The 17,739-nt window shown below is 68.9% G+C and carries 14 protein-coding genes and 1 riboswitch; of the genes, 7 read left to right on the top strand and 7 right to left on the bottom strand.

Going from position 1 to position 17,739, the window contains the following annotated elements; genetic code table 11:
- Positions 1–18 precede the first annotated feature (18 nt).
- Positions 19–1,212 carry an FAD-dependent oxidoreductase gene (locus B0E52_RS01105; RefSeq protein ID WP_077480938.1) on the top strand — a complete coding sequence of 398 codons (1,194 nt, stop codon included), beginning with the start codon at positions 19–21 and terminating at the stop codon, positions 1,210–1,212.
- 192 nt (positions 1,213–1,404) lie between these two features.
- Entirely contained in the window at positions 1,405–2,067 is a 663-nt protein-coding gene (locus B0E52_RS18235) for a flagellar biosynthesis protein (protein WP_168174106.1), read from the top strand.
- A 44-nt stretch (positions 2,068–2,111) separates the two neighbouring features.
- On the opposite strand, the gene B0E52_RS01095 is transcribed toward B0E52_RS18235, so the two are convergent.
- The 4 genes from B0E52_RS01095 to metF form a co-directional block, all read right to left on the bottom strand.
- Entirely contained in the window at positions 2,112–3,287 is a 1,176-nt protein-coding gene (locus tag B0E52_RS01095; protein ID WP_077480898.1) for a class I SAM-dependent rRNA methyltransferase, read from the bottom strand.
- Positions 3,288–3,444: 157 nt separating this feature from the next.
- Complete coding sequence (locus tag B0E52_RS01090; RefSeq protein ID WP_077480896.1) at positions 3,445–4,362, bottom strand: branched-chain amino acid transaminase; 918 nt, start codon at positions 4,360–4,362, stop codon at positions 3,445–3,447.
- A gap of 85 nt (positions 4,363–4,447) precedes the next feature.
- Positions 4,448–5,017 carry a DUF4124 domain-containing protein gene (locus B0E52_RS01085; protein ID WP_077480894.1) on the bottom strand — a complete coding sequence of 190 codons (570 nt, stop codon included), beginning with the start codon at positions 5,015–5,017 and terminating at the stop codon, positions 4,448–4,450.
- Positions 5,018–5,069: 52 nt separating this feature from the next.
- The gene (gene metF / locus B0E52_RS01080) at positions 5,070–5,894 is read right to left on the bottom strand and encodes a methylenetetrahydrofolate reductase [NAD(P)H] (RefSeq protein ID WP_077480892.1); all 825 of its coding nucleotides are present in this window, start codon (positions 5,892–5,894) and stop codon (positions 5,070–5,072) included.
- 148 nt (positions 5,895–6,042) lie between these two features.
- Between metF and B0E52_RS01075 the strand changes: the two genes are divergently transcribed.
- On the top strand, positions 6,043–6,600 hold the full coding sequence (locus B0E52_RS01075) for a DUF3228 family protein (RefSeq protein ID WP_077480936.1): 558 nt from the start codon (positions 6,043–6,045) through the stop codon (positions 6,598–6,600).
- 160 nt (positions 6,601–6,760) lie between these two features.
- On the opposite strand, the gene B0E52_RS01070 is transcribed toward B0E52_RS01075, so the two are convergent.
- From B0E52_RS01070 to ahcY, 3 genes are all read right to left on the bottom strand, one after another.
- Positions 6,761–7,525 (bottom strand): hypothetical protein, encoded by a 765-nt coding sequence (locus B0E52_RS01070; RefSeq protein ID WP_077480890.1) that lies wholly within the window; start codon positions 7,523–7,525, stop codon positions 6,761–6,763.
- The gene (locus tag B0E52_RS01065) at positions 7,525–8,049 is read right to left on the bottom strand and encodes a sigma-70 family RNA polymerase sigma factor (RefSeq protein ID WP_168174105.1); all 525 of its coding nucleotides are present in this window, start codon (positions 8,047–8,049) and stop codon (positions 7,525–7,527) included. The genes B0E52_RS01070 and B0E52_RS01065 overlap by 1 nt, the downstream gene beginning before the upstream one ends.
- A gap of 164 nt (positions 8,050–8,213) precedes the next feature.
- Positions 8,214–9,650: an adenosylhomocysteinase gene (gene ahcY / locus B0E52_RS01060; protein ID WP_077480886.1), complete on the bottom strand. Its 1,437-nt coding sequence runs from the start codon at positions 9,648–9,650 to the stop codon at positions 8,214–8,216.
- 23 nt (positions 9,651–9,673) lie between these two features.
- Positions 9,674–9,799: riboswitch (S-adenosyl-L-homocysteine riboswitch) on the bottom strand.
- 145 nt (positions 9,800–9,944) lie between these two features.
- Here ahcY and B0E52_RS01055 point away from each other — a divergent pair.
- The 4 genes from B0E52_RS01055 (at position 9,945) to B0E52_RS01040 (ending at position 17,715) form a co-directional block, all read left to right on the top strand.
- A complete protein-coding gene (locus tag B0E52_RS01055) occupies positions 9,945–12,797 on the top strand; it encodes a phosphoenolpyruvate carboxylase (RefSeq protein ID WP_077480884.1) in 2,853 nt (950 codons plus the stop codon).
- Positions 12,798–13,083: 286 nt separating this feature from the next.
- Positions 13,084–14,337, top strand: a complete 1,254-nt coding sequence (locus B0E52_RS01050; RefSeq protein WP_077480882.1) for an HlyD family efflux transporter periplasmic adaptor subunit — start codon at positions 13,084–13,086, stop codon at positions 14,335–14,337.
- 115 nt (positions 14,338–14,452) lie between these two features.
- Positions 14,453–15,217: an ABC transporter ATP-binding protein gene (locus B0E52_RS01045; protein ID WP_077480880.1), complete on the top strand. Its 765-nt coding sequence runs from the start codon at positions 14,453–14,455 to the stop codon at positions 15,215–15,217.
- Complete coding sequence (locus tag B0E52_RS01040) at positions 15,214–17,715, top strand: ADOP family duplicated permease (RefSeq protein ID WP_077480878.1); 2,502 nt, start codon at positions 15,214–15,216, stop codon at positions 17,713–17,715. Before B0E52_RS01045 ends, B0E52_RS01040 begins: the two co-directional genes overlap by 4 nt.
- Positions 17,716–17,739 lie beyond the last annotated feature (24 nt).

Genomic DNA, 17,739 nt, shown 5'->3' with positions numbered 1-17,739 from the left:
TTGCAGTGGAGCCTGGTCATGGAACACGTGCACGACTACCTGATCGTCGGCGCCGGCATGGCGGCCGACGCGGCGGCAAAGGCGATACGCGAGGTCGACGCGGCGGCGGACATCGGCATGGTCGGCGAGGAGTCCGCGCCGCCGTACCAGCGGCCGCCGCTGTCCAAGGCGTTGTGGAAGGGCGACAAGCAGCTCGCCGACATCGACCTCGGCACCGCCGCCAGCGGCGCAACGCTGTACCAGGGCCGGCGCATCGTGGCGCTGGACCGCGCGGCACACGTGGCGCGCGATGGGCAGGGCGATACCTACCGCTATCGCCGTCTGCTGCTGGCCACCGGCGCCACGCCGCGGCGGCTGCCGTTCGAGGGCGGCGAGCGGCTCATCCACTTCCGCACGCTGGACGATTACCAGCGGCTGCGCCGCTATGCCCAGCCCGGCGCGATCATCGCGGTGATCGGCGGCGGCTTCATCGGCGCCGAACTGGCCGCCTCACTCAGCGGCGTCGGCTGCAAGGTGAGCATGCTGTTTCCGGATGCGCACATCGGCGCGGGTCGCTATCCCGACGGCCTCGCACGCCATCTCGACGACTACTACCGCCAGCGCGGCGTGGATGTGCGCAGCGGGGTGCGGGTGACCGGTGGCAAGTCCACCGACGGCGGCGTGGAACTGGCTCTGTCCGACGGCAGCCTGCTGCGGGTGGAGGCTGCCGTGGCCGGTCTCGGCGTGACGCCGGCCACCGCGTTGGCCGAGCAGGCGGGCCTCAAGCTGGACAACGGCGTCGTGGTCGACGCGCAGCTGCGCAGCAGCGAGCCCGACATCTGGGCCGCCGGCGACGTAGCGAATTTCTTCAATCCTGCGCTGGACCGTCGCCTGCGCGTGGAGCACGAGGACGCCGCTGTCAGCATGGGCCGTCACGCCGGCCGCGCGATGGCGGGCATCGCGGCCAGCTACGACGCGCTGCCGTTCTTCTACTCGGACCTGTTCGACCTGGGCTACGAGGCCGTCGGCCTGCTCGACACGCGCCTCGACGTGGTCGAGGACTGGCGCGAGCCGTATCGCGAAGGCGTGGTGTATTACCTCGAGCGCGGCCGCGTGCGCGGCGTGCTGCTGTGGAATACCTGGGACCAGGTGGATGCGGCGCGCGCGTTGATCGCCGAGGCGGGGCCGTTCGATGCGGCGGCGTTGAAGGGGCGGCTCCCGCGTTCGGCCTGACCGGGTGGATGAGGCCTTGCTGCCGACGAGTGCGTGTGATTTTCAATGCGATGCTGGCAGCAGGCCTGCAGTTGCAAGAGTGTGCTGGACGGTCCCGGGAAAGACCGGCATGATCCCCCGCTATGTTTATGCTTCATCGTCTCGCACGGATGCTTGACTAGGCACCCGTGCGATCAACCAGGGGGAAACACCATGATTGCTCGGAAAAGTGCCGGTTGGCTGGCTGTGTGTCTGTGCGCGACGCTGGCAGGCTGTGCCACATCACGCAGCCAGATCAAATTGCTGAGTCCCGTCGTCGCGCCATCGGCCTCGGCGGCGGGGAACGGTCGTGTCGTAGTCATCAAGTCGGTGACGGATGAGCGCGTGTTCGAGCAGGCGCCATCGGATCCAAGTACGCCTTCGCTGGGCTTCGGCGGTTCGGACGGCGCGACCGCGCAGGTGAAGTCGCAGGCTATCGGACGCAAGCGCAACGGCTTCGGCAAGGCTTTGGGCGATGTCCTGCTGCAGCAGGGGCAGACGGTGCAGGATGTCGTGCGCGAGAACCTGACGGCGGCGCTCGAACAGAGTGGCTACAAGGTCGAATCCCAGGCGGATGCCAATGTGAATCCGGTGGTGCTCGACGTGCGCATCAAGAAGTTCTGGTCATGGTTCCAGCCGGGATTCTGGGCCATCACCCTGCACTCGGATATCGCCACGGAACTGCAGGTCGAGGGTGGCGGTGCCTCGTTTGAGGTTCAGGCGCATGCGGAAGACAAGCGCCAGGCGGCCACGGAACATGCCTGGATGGAAATCACCCAGCAAGGGCTGGAAAAGTTCCGTGCCGAAGCGAGCAAGAGCGTGTCCGGCAAATTCTGATAAGCGGATTGCTCCGGCCGCTGCAAGGCCGGGGCAATCGCCGTTCACTCCACCCGGCAGAACACCGCCTTGAGGTAGCGGCTTTCCGGCACGTCGGTGCGCACCGGATGGTCGGCGCCGGCGCCGCGCACTTCGAGGATCTGGATCTCGCGGCCGGCGTTCAGCGCCACGCGGCGCAGCATCTCGAGGAAGTCCGCTTCGCTGACGAGACCGGTGCAGGAGCAGGTGAGCAGCAGGCCGCCGGGCGGGATCACTTCCAGCGCGAGGCGGTTCATCGCAAAATATTTCTTCAGCGCGTCGAACACCTTGCTGCGGTCGCGGGTGAGCTTGGCAGGATCGAGGATCACCGCGTCGTACTTTTCACCACGCGTCACGGCCGCGCGCAGCCAATCGAAGATGTCGGCCTGCTGGAAATCCACCACCAGCTTGTTCGCGGCGGCGTTGGCGCGGGCGATCTCGAGGATGCCGGCGTCCATGTCCACGCCCACCGCTTCGCGCGCACCCGCGGCCATCGCATGCACCGCGAAGCCGCCGGCGTTGCAGCACAGGTCGAGCACGCGGCGGCCGCGCGCCAGTTCCGCGAAGCGGCGGCGGTTGTCGCGCTGGTCGGCGAAGAAGCCGGTCTTGTGGCCCGAGCCGGGCGCGGCGTGGAAGCGCAGGCCGTACTCGTGCACTTCCACCGTGGCCGGCACCTCGGCGGCGCGGCAGTCGAAGGATTCCTGCTTTTGCACATGGCTCTCGGCGAACCAGTACAGCCGCGCGCCAGGGAACTCGGCGGCGAGCGCGGTGTGGATCGCCTCGCGGAACTTCCACATGCCGGCGGCGAAGTATTCGACCACCAGGATGTCGGCGTAGCGATCCACGATCAGGCCGGAGAGCCCGTCGCCCTCGCTGTGCACCACGCGCCAGGCGTCGGTGGACTTGTCGAGTTGCAGCAGTTCGCGTCGCAGTCGCACCGCGCGGGCGATGCGTGCGGCGATCCAGTTCGCGTCGATCGTCTCGGCCGGATTGCCGGTGAGCAGGCGCAGCGCGATGCGCGCATGGCCATTCCAGAAGCCGCGGCCGGCGAAGCGGCCCTTGGCATCCACCACGTCCACCACGCTGCCCGGCGGAAGGCGCGACTCGGGCTTGTGCAACTGCGCCGACCACACCCAGGGGTGGCCGGGCGCGCGGTCGGTTTTCAGGCGGATGGCGGGGAGGGCGGAGATCGGTTCGGACATCAGCCCATGATAGCGGCTTGGGCCTCCATTCCCCGGCGCGGATCCCATCGCCCCTGGCAGCAAGCTGTCAGGGGCGAAAGCAGTCATCGTGAAAAGTGCGGCCAGGGATGGCCGCCCGTTTGATTTTCGCGATCAGGGACGATCGCAAGACAGAGACTCACACCGGTTCCAGCCAGCCCCACTGGTCGTTGGTCTTGCCGTTGAACAGGCCGAAGAACAGTTCCTGGATGCGGCGGGTGACGCGGCCGGCCTTGCCGGCGCCGACCTGCTTGCCGTCGACCGCGCGGATCGGGGTGACTTCGGCGGCGGTGCCGCACATGAACACCTCGTCGGCGAGGTAGAGGTATTCGCGCGGGAGGTCGCGCTCGATCACCTCGATGCCGTCCTCGCGCGCCAGCGTGATCAGCGAGTGGCGGGTGATGCCGGTGAGGATCGACGCGCTGGCCGGCGTGGTGTGCAGCACGCCGTCGAACACCAGGAAGATGTTCTCGCCCGCGCCTTCGCTGAGCAGGCCGGTGGAGGCCAGCGCGATGCCCTCGCCGAAGCCGAGGCGGCGCGCCTCACGCGCGATCAGCTGGCCGGAGAGATAGTTGCCGCCGGCCTTGGCGCCGGCCGGGATGGTGTTGGGCGCGAAGCGCTGCCAGCTCGACACGCAGGCGGTGATGCCGTTCTCCAGCGCCTCCGGCCCGAGGTAGGGGCCCATCGGCCACGCGGCCACGGCCACGTCGATCGGCGTTTCGGCGGAGAGGCCGAAGCCGCCCAGGCCACGCCACGCAACGGGGCGCAAATAGGCGGCGGAGAGACCGTTCTTGCGGATGACCTCGCGGCAGGCCGCGGCGAGTTCGTCGCGCGTGCATGGCAGTGTCATGTCGTAGATCTTCGCCGAGTGGAACAGGCGGTCGAGGTGGTCGGTGAGGCGGAAGATCGCTGCGCCGTCCGGCGTGGCGTAGCTGCGGATGCCTTCGAATACCGAGGACCCGTAGTGCAGCGCATGCGACATCACGTGGGTGGTGGCCTCGGCCCACGGCTTGATTGCGCCGTTCTGCCAGATCCATTCGGGGTACTGCTGCGCCATGGCGAATCTCCGTTGGGGACCGCCCATGATAAACCCGCGCCTCGTGCGGCAAGTTTGCAGCGCAGCAAGGAAGGCCAAGCGAGGCTCAGCTGCCGTAGCGCAGCCACAGGCAGCCGGCCTGACGAGCGATCACGAAACGCGCGCTGCGTTCGCCGTCATCGCCACTGGTGCGCAGCTGCAGTTCGTCGGCGGGTGTTGCCGCGGATGACGCCTCTGGCGGCAGGCTGCTGCCGGCGGAGGCCGGATCGTCGTCCGGCGCGCCGCCCAAGTGGATCTCAAGCAAGGGCTGCCGCACCAGCTGGCTCAGCGCACGGAGGTCGCCGACCGCCGACACTCGGCCGTAACCGTGCCACAGCATCAGTCCGGCCAACTGGTTCGGATCGCGCGCGGCGAAGGCATCGATCACGCGCTGGCGCAGCTCCGCCGCGGTGCTGGCGCAACGCTGCAGGGGCACCGGCAGGCCGGACGTGACCACGCCCCCGCCGGGCACGGGCGCCGGCGCCTGCACCGGGGTGGCCTGCTGGGACGTGCAGGGCTGGTCGGTGAACAGCGGATTGCCGTGCGCGTCCACGCAATGGTGGATAGTGTTCTGCGCCCGCGCCGGCAGGGCGAGGGTGCAGAGCGGAAGCAGCAGGAGCAGGACGAGAACGCGCATCGCACCAGCATAGCGATGCGCCGACGTCGCGACCGTGAATCAGTCCGGCGGTTTAATCCAGCTGTTCCAGCACCGCGCGCGTGGCCTTGGCGCGGTTCAGCGTGTAGAAGTGCAGGCCCGGTGCGCCGCCGTCGAGCAGCCGGCGGCACAGCTGCGCCACCACCTCGGCGCCCAGCGCGCGCACCGCGGCGGCATCGTCGCCGTGCGCCTGCATGCGTTTGGCGATCCAGCGCGGGATCTCGGCGCCGCACAGGTCGGAGAAGCGCTGCAACTGGCTGTAGTTCGCAATCGGCATGATGCCCGGCACGATCGGTACCCGCACGCCGAGCCTGTGGGCGTCGTCCACGAAGCGGAAATACGCATCCGGGTTGAAGAAGTACTGCGTGATTGCGCCGTTCGCGCCGGCGTCCACCTTGGCCTTGAAGTGGCGCAGGTCGGCGTGGGCGTCGTTGGCCTGCGGATGGATCTCCGGATAGGCCGCCACCTCGATGTGGAAATGGTCGCCCGAGTGCTCGCGGATGAAACGCACCAGTTCGGCGGCGTAGTGGAAGTCGCCCGCGCTGGCCATGCCCGAGGGCAGGTCGCCGCGCAGTGCCACGAGACGGCGGTAGCCGGCGGCCTTGTAACTGTCGAGCAGGGCGCGGATCTCGGCCCGCGTGCCACCCATGCAGGACAGGTGCGGCGCCACGTCGAGGCCATGCTCTGCATGCAGGTGCGTCACCGTGTCGCTGGTGTAGCTCAGCGTGGAGCCGCCGGCGCCGAAGGTCACCGACGCGTACTCGGGGCGCCAGGCCTTCAGCACCTGCGCGGCCTGGTCCAGCTGGGCGCGCTGCTCGTCGGTCTTGGGTGGAAAGAATTCGAGGCTGATGGCGGGCATGGGGGTCCTTCGCTACGGTTCGGAGTAATTGTATACTTTCATCGCGATGAAAGGATAGATGGCCAAATGCCAGCCGGCGCGACGACAGCCGCGGAGAGCCCGCATGCGCCTGCGTTACGCTGGCCGCCGTTTTGCCATCGAACAAGTCATGCCCATCGTCCTCACCCCGTTCGCCCGCGCCCGCCTGTTTCCGCGTGAGCCGCGCGGCAACGCCATCCAGGACTGCACGCCCGAGGCGTTCCAGCATCGCCTCAACGACGAGGCGCCGTTCCGGGTGCTGGACGGCTACGCGCCGTTCTGCAAGTTGCACGTGCACCGCAACTGGACCTCCACGCGCTGCCTCACCGTGCCGATCACCGAGGCCAACCGGCATCAGCTGCGCAGTGCCTACGAGGCGCGCACCAAGGCCGAACTGCCGGTGCTGGTGCGCTGGTTCGAGGGCGTGGAATCGCCGGTGGCGAACTGGCTCGTCGTCATCCTCTACAGCCGCGAACAACTGGCGAAGGAAGGCGAACCCATAGCCGCCGACTGGGGCATCGTCGGTTGTCTCTACACGATGGAGCCGGAGGAAATCCCGATGGCACCGATCACCATGCTGCGCAATGCGCTGGGCGTGGAAGAGGGCGGCTCCGGTGTGCCGCTGGACCGCGAGGCGTATCGGCGTTCGGTGGCGTTTTGGGGGAACAACGCGAACTGGCGGCCGTAGTGCTGCCGTCTCCAACAGCTTGTCGACCGGATTTTCGGATTGCCCAAATGGGGTTTTCACCGGCCCAAGATGGGTACGGAGGCGAGCAGTCGCGCCATCGGCCACGAACCCTTCGGCGCGTCGCGGGCCGCAAGCCCGCGACGCGTTCAACCGTGCTGTTTCAGTCCTGGTCGGGCCGAGCTTCGCGGTAGCCCGTGGGGATCGTTGTGTTGAAGGTACCGGCATCCAGCGGCGGATCCATGGTCACGTGGACGCGCTGGCTCAGCACATGGCCGTCGCCGACCTCGACGGCCCGCGGCACGCCATCGGAATCGACCCAGAGGGCGATGCGCATGCCTTGCACGTCGAGCCGCCAGCCGTGGGTGATGCGGCCGTCGATCACGCGCTGGCCCGGCAGCTCGACCGCCTTGCCCTGGAACTGCCGGATCGCATCCAGCCACTTCAGCGCGGCATCCGGCGTCGGCTTGGCGTTCGCCGGCAGGAGGGTCACCAGCGCCATGCGTGGGCCGTGCAGCAGGGTCAGCACGCGATGCTCGGCGGCGTTTACCACCACGCTGGTCGCGTCACCGATGTCGGTGCGGGCGTCGCCGCTGCGGTCCATCCGCACGCGGATCGTGGGCATCGCCATCCCCTGCGATTGCTGTTCGATGGTCAACGCGAGGGTGTGGAAGTCGCGCAGGTGCTTGAGCGCCACGTCGAAGGCGACGGTGCGTGAGGTGGGCATCAGCACCAGGGTGAGTACCAGGCAGGCGGTGGCTGCGGTCGCCAATGCACCGATCCAGCGCGCAGGCCGCGTGTTGCGTGGGCGGGCATCGGCAAGGCGGCGTTCGAGCCTGGCCTGCGCGGCGTCGAGCGCTGCGACGGGCGGATCGCAAGCCAGCGCCCGCAGATGGCGGGTCAGGGTGGGAGACAGGATCGGTTCCATCACAGCACCTCCGGCGCGGGGCGCGCCTGGTCGTTGAGCAGGGATTCCAGCGTCTGCGCGGCCCGGTGCAGGCATACGCCGACGTGGTTGGGGGTGAGACCGGTGGCGCGAGCGATCGCTGCAGTGTCGAGGCCATGGATGTACCGCAGCACGAAGCACTCGGCATGTCGTGGCTTGAGCCGGGCCAGAGCGGCCCGCAGCTGCCGTGCGCGTTCGGTTTGCGCGGCCTCTTCCTCGGCCGTATCGGCGGCGACGGGCTCGGCAGCCTTCCACAGCGGGCGCAACCGACGCCAGCGTTGCCGGCTGCGCAGGCGGTCGATCGCCTGCCGGGTAGCCATCGCGGTGAGGTAGGCCGGCCACGAGGCGACGTCGGTCGGCGGCTTTTCGATCAGGCGCAGGAACACGTCCTGCTGCACGTCCTCGGCTTGGCTGGCATCACCGAGCACGCGGTACGCGGCGAGATACACGGCACGGCCGTAGCCACGGGCGAGGGCGTTTGCGTCGGGCGGTGCGATGTCCGTCATGGGTTCGCCTCCGCGGGATAGTGTGAGGGGCATGGTGCGTCTCCGGGTCGGTTCACCCATTCAGACGCGCCGGCTGGCCCGATTCTTACAGCAGCGGACACCGGAAACGACGAAGGGCGCATCGCTGCGCCCTTCGCCTGACCGTTTCGAAACGGAATCGCCGATCAATAGCGGTAGTGGTCCGGCTTGTACGGGCCTTCCACCGCCACACCGAGGTAGGCGGCCTGTTCGGCGCTGAGCGTGGTGAGCTTCACGCCGATCTTTTCCAGGTGCAGGCGCGCGACTTCCTCGTCCAGCTTCTTCGGCAGGATGTAGACCTTGGCTTCGTACTTGTCCTTGTTCGCCCACAGGTCGATCTGCGCCAGCGTCTGGTTGGAGAACGAGTTGGACATCACGAAGCTGGGGTGGCCGGTGGCGCAGCCCAGGTTCACCAGGCGGCCTTCGGCGAGCAGGAAGATGCTGCGGCCATCCTTGAACGTGTATTTGTCCACCTGCGGCTTGATGTTGAGGCGGGTGGCGCCCGAGGCGTTCAGCGCGTCGACCTGGATCTCGTTGTCGAAGTGGCCGATGTTGCAGACGATGGCCTGGTCCTTCATGCCCTGCATGTGCGCCAGCGTGAGCACGTCCTTGTTGCCGGTGGTGGTGACATAGATGTCGCCACGACCCATCGTGCTTTCGACGGTGTTGACCTCGAAGCCTTCCATCGCCGCCTGCAGCGCGTTGATCGGGTCGATCTCGGTGACCACCACGCGGGCGCCGTAGGCACGCAGGCTGTGCGCGCAGCCCTTGCCCACGTCGCCGTAGCCGCAGACCACCGCGACCTTGCCGGCCAGCATCACGTCCATCGCGCGCTTCAGGCCGTCGGCCAGCGACTCGCGGCAGCCGTACAGGTTGTCGAACTTGCTCTTGGTCACCGAGTCGTTGACGTTGATCGCAGGGATCAGCAGCGACTTCGCCTCGGCGAGCTGGTACAGGCGGTGCACGCCGGTGGTGGTCTCTTCGGAGACGCCCTTCCAGTCCTTCACCACGGTGTGCCAGTAGCCGGGACGCTCGACAGCAACGCGCTTCAGCAGGTTCTTGATCACCTGCTCCTCGTGCGAGGAGGCCTTCTCGTCGACCCACTTGCTGCCGTTCTCCAGCTCGTAGCCCTTGTGGATCAGCAGGGTCACGTCGCCGCCGTCGTCGACCACCAGCTGCGGGCCGAGGAAGCCGCCCTTGCCGTCGGGGAAGGACAGCGCGTCCAACGTGCAGTCCCAGTATTCCTCCAGCGTCTCGCCTTTCCACGCGAACACCGGCGTGCCGGTGGCGGCGATCGCGGCGGCGGCGTGGTCCTGGGTGGAGAAGATGTTGCACGAGGCCCAGCGCACGTCGGCGCCGATGTCCTTCAGCGTCTCGATCAGCACCGCGGTCTGGATGGTCATGTGCAGCGAGCCGGTGACGCGCACGCCCTTCAGCGGCGTGGAGGTGGCGTACTTGCGGCGGATCGACATCAGGCCCGGCATCTCGTGCTCGGCGATGTCCAGTTCCTTGCGGCCGAAATCGGCGAGGCCGATGTCGCGGATCTTGTAGTCGTGGCTGTTTTCTTTCAGTGCGGCGTTCATGTGCAGCTCCGGTTTTGGTGGGGACAAACCGGGCGCCGTTGTGAAAGGAACCGCCGAGCCTGGCCGTTGGATGAGCAGTCTGCACAGGGATGTGCAGGCGGTTGCGGACGGATCCGCATGCACCAACGGTCGCAGCGCCCCTCGACGGGAAGCGACGATTATAGCGGCGAGGCGCGCAGGCGCGCCTCCGGCAGCGCTTCCGCCGCCCGCTGGCAGGTTTTTGCGGCATTGCAGCAAAACGGCCGCGCATGCGCTAGGCTTGGGATTCCGCCCCTGCGAGCCGATGCCGTCGTGATGAACGCCTCCCGCAGTCCCGAGCCCGCCTTGCCCGATGCGCCGCTGCGCGACGACGTGCGCCGGCTGGGCGCCCTGGTCGGTCGCATGCTGGCCGAGCAGGTGGCGCCGACCTTCCTCGACGAGGTGGAACGCGTGCGCGTCGCCGCCATCGCGCGCCGGCAGGAGGGCGCAGCGCTGGCGGTACTGGCCGATCCGCTGAGCGGGCTCGACGCGGCGCACGCGGAAGCGCTGGCGCGCGCCTTCGCCACCTACTTCAACGCGGTAAACATCGCCGAACGCGTGCATCGCATCCGCCGCCGCCGCGACTACCAGCGTGCGGGCGGCGCACCGCAGCCGGAATCGCTGCGCGACGTGCTGGAGCGGCTCAAGGCACAGGGCGTGACTGCGCCCGAACTGCTCGACTGGCTGCTCAAGCTGGAGGTGGAGCCGGTGTTCACCGCGCATCCCACCGAGGCGGTGCGCGCCTCGCTGCTGGAGAAGGAGCAGGCCATCGTGCGCGCGCTGGTCGATGGCTTCGACGGCGGCCGCACGCCGCAGGAGCGCGGCGAGGACGAGGAGCGCATCCACATGGCGCTCACCGCCGGCTGGCAGACCGCCGAGGCTTCGCCGCTGCGGCCCAGCGTGCAGGATGAGCGCGAGCACGTGGGCTTCTACATCGCCGATCCGATCTATCGCATCGTGCCGGCGCTGTACGAATCGTTGGCCGAGGCGCTGCAGGCGGTCTACGGCGTGGCGGTGCCGCTGCCGCGCCTGCTCTCCTTCGCCACCTGGGTGGGCGGCGACATGGACGGCAACCCCAACGTGGGTGCCGACACCATCGCCGCCAGCCTCGCCAGCCAGCGCGCGCAGATACTGGATCGCTACATCGGCGACGTCGCCGCGCTGGCGCGCCTGCTCAGCCAGACCAGCGGGCGCGTGCAGGTCGATCCGCGCCTGCGCCAGCGGCTGGACGAAGCGCGCGTGCGCTACCCGCAGGCCGCCTCGCGCATCAAGCCGCGCCACGCCGACATGCCTTACCGCAGCCTGCTCACCGTGATCGGCGGGCGGCTGGAAGCCACCCACGAGGACGGGCATCCGGAGGCCTACGCCGGTGCCGACGAACTGCGCGACGATCTCGAGCTGGTCGCCGCCAGCCTGGTCGATCATCGCGGCCTGCATGCAGGCGCCTATGCGGTGCAGCGCCTGATCTGGCGCGTGCGCAGCTTCGGTTTCCATCTCGCGCGGCTCGATGCGCGCCAGGATTCGCGCGTGCACGACGACGCGCTGGCCGCCTTGTTCAACGACGCCGCATGGTCGCAGCGCAGCGTGGACGAGCGCGTGGTCGCCCTGCACGCGCACCTGCGGGGCGAGCGCGATTTCGTCGCCAGCGAGGACAGCGTGGCCACCTCGTTGCGCGCCGTGTTCGCCGCCCTGCGCGATGCGCGCCAGCGCTACGGCACCGCTGCGACCGGCCTCTACATCATCAGCATGGCGCGCTCCGCCGCCGACGTGCTGGCGGTGCTGGCGCTGGCAAGGCATGGCGGCCTGCTGTCTCCCTCTCCCCTCCGGGGAGAGGGTCGGGGTGAGGGGACACCTTCGCCGCAATCTGTCGACGTTGCGGCCACCACCACCAGCGCTTCCGCAAGCACCCGCCCCTCATCTGACCCTTCGGGCCACCTTCTCCCCAACGGGGAGAAGGGAAATACAGTGGTTCCACTGGACGTCGCCCCGCTGTTCGAAACCATCGACGATCTCACGAATGCACCGGCCACGCTGCGCGCCTTGCTGGCCGATCCGTTGTATCGCGGCCACCTGGCCGCCCGCGGCGACCGCCAGTGGGTGATGCTGGGCTACTCCGACAGCGGCAAGGACGGCGGCACGCTGGCTTCGCGCTGGAGCCTGCAGCGCGCCCAGGTGGAACTGCTGGACGTGGCGCGCGAGCACGGCATCGCGCTGGCCTTCTTCCACGGCCGCGGCGGTTCGGCCAGTCGCGGCGGCGCGCGCATCACGCCGGCACTGTTGTCGTCGCCGCGCGGTTCGGTGGCGGGTGTGCTGCGCGTCACCGAGCAGGGCGAGGTGATCCATCGCAAGTACGGCATCCGCGCGTTGGCCCTGCGCAACCTGGAGCAGACCGTGGGCGCGGTGCTGCGCGCCAGCCTGCGCCCGCGCGAGGAGGATCAACGCGAAACGCAGTGGCGCGAACGCATGCACGCACTGTCCGCGCGCAGCCGGCAGGCCTACCGCGCGCTGGTCCAGCGCGAAGGTTTCGTGGACTACTTCCGCAGCGCCACGCCGATCGACGTGATCGAGCGCATGGCACTGGGCTCGCGCCCCTCGCGCCGGCGCAGTATGCGCGGCGTGGAAGACCTGCGCGCGATCCCCTGGGTGTTCGCCTGGACGCAGTGCCGCTCCATCATCACCGGCTGGTACGGCCTGGGCAGCGCGTTGGAATGGGGCGTGGCCGAGTACGGCGAAGAAGCCATGGCTGGGATGGCGCGCGACTGGCCGTTCTTCGCCAACGCGCTGGACGACGTGGAGATGCTGCTGGCCAAGTGCGACCTCGCCATCGCCGAGGCCTTCTCGCGGCTGGCCGGCGAACTGCACGAACCGTTCTTCGCGCTGATCCGCGCCGAGTTCGAGCGCAGCCGTACCTGGGTGCTCAAGCTCAAGGGCGCGGATGAACTGCTGCGGGGCGATCCGCGCCTCGCCGCCTCGATCCGCCTGCGCAATCCCTACATCGATCCGATGAGCCTGCTGCAGGTGGACCTGCTCGGCCGCTGGCGCGCCGGCGATCGGCAGGACGACGCCTTGCTGCAGGCGCTGGTGGCTTGCGTGAACGGTGTGGCGCAGGGCTTGCAGAATACGGGCTGACGACACCCCCGCAGGGCGTGCAATAGCCGGCGTGCGTAGGAGCGGCTTCAGCCGCGATGCCCTTCGGCTTTCCCGGAGGCGGAACAGGCGCCAGGAGCATCGCGGCTGAAGCCGCTCCTACCGCGCCCGAGTCCGTGCCAGGGAGCGGTGTCCGCAGGCGGATGATGCCGTCCGCATCCGGACAGATGGCCAGGCATGCGCCCAGCCGCGGGCGCGCCGAATTGGCGATGCCATGCGGTTTTGGGTGTTGGGCGCAGGGTGGCACGCGGCTTGCCATGCATGGCGCATGGATATCGCAAACCCGATCTATGGCATCCGCAAGCGCCGTCGACTGAAACTGGCGGTGAGCGGCGGCGTGCTGGCCGTGGCCGCGCTGGCGGTGCTGGTATGGCGGCTGGGCCCGGCCTTGCCTGTGGCGGATCGCTCCAGCCTGTGGATCGATGCCGTGCAGCAGGGCGACATGCTGCGCGAGGTGCGCGCCACCGGCACCCTGGTGCCGCGCGAGATCCGCTGGCTGGCCGCCGCCACGCCGGCCACCGTGGAAAAGGTCCTGGTGTGGCCCGGCACGAGCGTGCAGCCCGACACTGTGCTGATGCGCCTGTCCGATCCGGCGACCGAGGACGCGTTGCGCAACGCGCAGGCGCAGCTGGCCGCTGCGCAGGCGCAGGTGGCCGCCAAGCGCGCGGAGCTCGAATCGCAACTGCTCGACCAGCGCAGTGCGCTGGCGCAGGCGCAGTCCGACTACGCATCGGCCAAGGTCAAGGCCGACGCCGACGCCGTCGCCGCGAAGGAGCACCTGATTCCACGCGTGCAATTCGAGCAAGGCCAGATCGCACTGGCGCAATTGAAGGAACGCAGTGGCATCGAGCGGCAGCGCGTAACTGCGTTCGCTGCCAGCATGAAGGCGCAGATCGACGCGGTGCAGGCTGCGCTGATGCAGCAGCAGAGCAACCTGCAACTGCGCCAGCGCCAGGCCGACGCGCTCGAGGTGAAGGCCGGCATCGCCGGCGTGCTGCAGGAAGTGGCGGTGCAGGAAGGCGCCCAGGTCGCCGCCGGCGCCAACCTCGCGCGCGTGGCCAGGCCCGACGTGCTTATCGCACGGCTGCAGGTGCCCGAGGTGCAGGCCAAGGACGTGGCGCTGGGCATGCCGGTGAGCGTGGACACCCATAACGGACTGATCGACGGCAAGGTGGAGCGCATCGACCCGGCCGTGCGCAACGGCAGCGTGCAGGTGGACGTGAACCTCGCCGGCAAGCTGCCGGAGGGTGCGCGGCCCGACCTCTCCGTCGATGGCCGCATCCTGATCGCCCAGTTGCACGACGTGCTCTCGGTGGGCCGCCCCGCGCTGGCCAAGGCCGACGGCGACCTCAGCCTGTTCCGCCTCGATCCCGGCGGCGACACCGCGAGCCGCGTGCCGGTGCGCATCGGCGCCGCCTCGGTTGATCGCGTGGAGATCCTGCGTGGATTGAAAGCCGGCGACCGGGTGATCCTTTCCGACACCAGCCAATGGGACAAATACGATCGCATCAAGCTGCGATAACCCCGTAGGAGCGGCTTCAGCCGCGATTCGTCGCGCCAGTCGCGGCTGAAGCCGCTCCTGCGAAAGCAAAGCCATCGCGCACAGGGTGCGCTCCTACACATCTTCTGGAGCTTTTATGACCAACCCCGCCAACGTCATCACCCTCAAGGACCTGCGCAAGGTGTTCCAGACCGACGAGGTGGAAACCCACGCGCTCAGCGAGGTGCATCTCGGCATCGCGCGCGGCGAATACGTCTCCATCTCCGGCCCGTCCGGATGCGGCAAGACCACGCTGCTGTCCATCCTCGGCCTGCTCGACACCGCCAGCAGCGGCAGCTACGTGCTGAACGGCCACGACGTCGCTGCGCTCAACGCCGCGCAGCGCGCGCGCATCCGCAACGCCGAGATCGGCTTCATCTTCCAGGCCTTCAACCTGATCGGCGACCTCACCGTGCAGGAGAACGTGGAGCTGCCGCTCACCTATCGCGGCGGCATCGACGCCGCCGAGCGCCGCGCGCGCGTGCAGGAAGCGCTGGAACGCGTGGGCATGGCGCACCGCATGCGCCACTACCCCGCGCAGCTCTCCGGCGGCCAGCAGCAGCGCGTGGCGGTGGCGCGCGCGCTGGTGGGCAGGCCCGCGATCCTGCTCGCCGACGAACCCACCGGCAACCTCGACTCGCGCAACGGCGAGGCGGTGATGGCCCTGCTCGACGAACTGCACAAGGGCGGCGCCACCATCTGCATGGTCACCCACGACGCGCGCTACGCCGAACTCGCCCAGCGCAAGGTGCGCCTGTTCGACGGCCGCGTGGTGGACGAGGAGACCTACGACCGCCTGCGCCGCGAGGACGAGTCGCGCCTCGACGCGCTGATCGGCCAGCGCATCGAGGTGGGTGCGTGAACGCCGCGCCGGCCACAATCTGGCTCGCCGAGATCTGGCAGGCATGGCGCGCCAGCCTGCGCCGGCCCGGCTTCCTGCTGCTGGCGAGCGTGGTGCTGGCGCTGGGCATAGCCGCCAGCGCAGCGATATTCGTGCTGGTCGACCACGTGCTCCTGCGGCCCTTGCCATATGCCGCGCCGGAACGACTGATTGCGCTGGGCCCGGCGAGACAAGGGCAACTGCTCGACAGCGTATCGCCCCAGCAGTACCAGCACATGGCCTCGATCAAGGGAATCAGCTCGATGGGCCTCATCAAGGATGAGCCGACGGCGTTCAATGTGTCCGGCGACGGCACGCCGGAGCAGGTGTACGCCCTCCTGGCCGATCGGGGCCTGCTGCCCACGCTCGGCGTGAGGATGCAGCTGGGGCGCGACTTCTCGCAGCAGGAGGACAGTCCAAACGGCCCCAGGGCGGTGATCCTCACCGCCGGCTACTGGCTGCGGCGCTTTGGCGGCGCACCAACGGTGATCGGCCAGCGCTTGAGCGTCGAAGGCGTGCCGCACACCATCGTCGGCGTCCTGCCCGCCAGTTTCGACCAGTTCGGCGACGGCGACATCATGTTGCCGCTGGCGTTGCCCCCGCGCACCTACGACGACGGCACCAACTTCATCGCGATCGCGCGGCTGGCGCCCGACAATGGTGCCGCGGCGGTGGACGCGCAGGTGGATGCCGCGATGCATGCCATGTACGCGAGACTCGCCGATGACGAGGCTGAATACTGGAAGCACGTGCACTTCGGCAGCGTGCCGTTGCAGGCTGCGCTGCACCAGGACCAGCGTCCGGTCATGTTGCTGTTCCTGGCCAGCGCCCTGTGCGTGCTGGTGATCGCGCTGGTCAACCTTGGCAACCTGATGTTGCTGCGCAGCCTGTCGCGTGGCCACGATGCCGTCGTACGCCAGGCCCTTGGTGCTCCAGCATGGCGCCTTGCCTTGCCCGCCTGCGCCGAGGGTGCGCTGGTGGGCGCGGGCGGCGCCATCGCCGGCCTGGGGCTGGCCGCGGCGGGCTTGGCCGTGTTCGGCCATTACGCTCCGGCCAGTTGGACGCAGGGGGAGGCCCTGCGCATGCCGGCAGGCGTGGTCTGGCTGGCACTGGCCATCGCCATGTCGGGCGCGCTGCTGGCGGCGGCGTTCGGTGCATGGCGCGGACTGGCTGCGGTTTCCGTGCAGGAGGCCATGCATGAAGGGGGCCGCAGCCAGGGTCGCCACAGCGGCCGGCTGGGGCGGGGCCTGGTGGTGGCGCAAATGGGCTTGGCGACCTGCCTGATGTGCGGTGCCGGCCTGTTTCTGCATGCGCTCTATGCCGCGGCGCGCACGCCGCTGGGATTCGCCAGCGACCACATTCTCACCTTCGACCTGGCGCCGGTGCGGGCCGACAACCCGGACATCGCCTCCACGCAGACGCTGGTGCGGCGACTGGTGATGCGCCTGCATGCGCTACCTGGCGTCGATCAGGTGGCCGTCACCAATGGCTTGCCGGCGGGCGGGTTCGCCCAGCAGTTCAACATGGGTGGCGTCCATGCGCCGGGGCAGGGTTACTTCGATCCCAATCCGCAGATCCGCGGCGTCACGGCCGATTACTTCTCCACGTTCCGCATTCCCGTGGGTGCCGGGCGATCCTTCGACGCGAGCGATACGGCCGGCAGCGAGCCGGTGGCCATCGTGAACTGGACGCTGGCCGAGCGCGAGTACGGCGGCCATGCGCTGGGCAAGGAGGTCGTCGTCAACGACTACAGCGGCTACGCGGTGGGCAAGGTGATGGCCAGCGACCCGGCCTCGCGTCCGGTGACCGCACGCATCGTCGGCGTGGTCGGCGATACGCGGCAATACGGCCCGCTGGACGACCGGCAGCGTTCGTTCCTCTACCTGCCGTTTGCACAGATGCCGGAACACATCCTGCGGGTGTTCCGCTCGTTCCAGCCGCTGCGCTTCGCGCTGCGCGTGCAAGGCAATCCGGACAGCTATCGCCAGGCCGTCCATGCCGCCGTTGCCGAGGTGGCGCCGGAGCAACCGATCGCCAATCTGGCGACGATGGACCAGATCGTGCGCGCCACCACCGACGACACGCGCCGCATCCTGTTCCTGGTCGGGACATTCGCGCTGTTGGCGCTTGGCTTGGCAGCTGCCGGGATGTATGCCGTGATGACGGTGGCGGTAGCGACTCGGCAGCGCGAACTCGGCGTGCGCATGGCGCTCGGTGCGTCGCCGTCCGGGTTGGTGCGCCTGGTGCTGCAGGCTGGCGGTCGGCAGCTCGCGGTCGGCCTGCTGCTGGGCCTGGCCATCACGCTCGCGTTGTCGCGGATGCTGGGCGCCGTGCTGCAGGAGATTGGCCGCGGCGTCCTCGATCCGTTCGTATGGGTTGGCGTGTGCGTCGTGCTCGCCGCCGCCGGCCTGCTCGCCTGCCTGCTGCCGGCGCTGCGTGCGGCGCGGGTGGCGCCGATGCGCGCCCTGCGCGGGGAATAGGACGATGGAAGCGACGACTCACGA

Origin of the sequence: Rhodanobacter sp. C06 (genome assembly GCF_002001105.1) — a bacterium.
In the GTDB taxonomy this organism is placed as follows: Bacteria; Pseudomonadota; Gammaproteobacteria; order Xanthomonadales; family Rhodanobacteraceae; genus Rhodanobacter_A.
The sequence above is the reverse complement of the archived record's forward strand: the minus strand, read 5'-3'. Positions and strand labels throughout refer to the sequence as shown.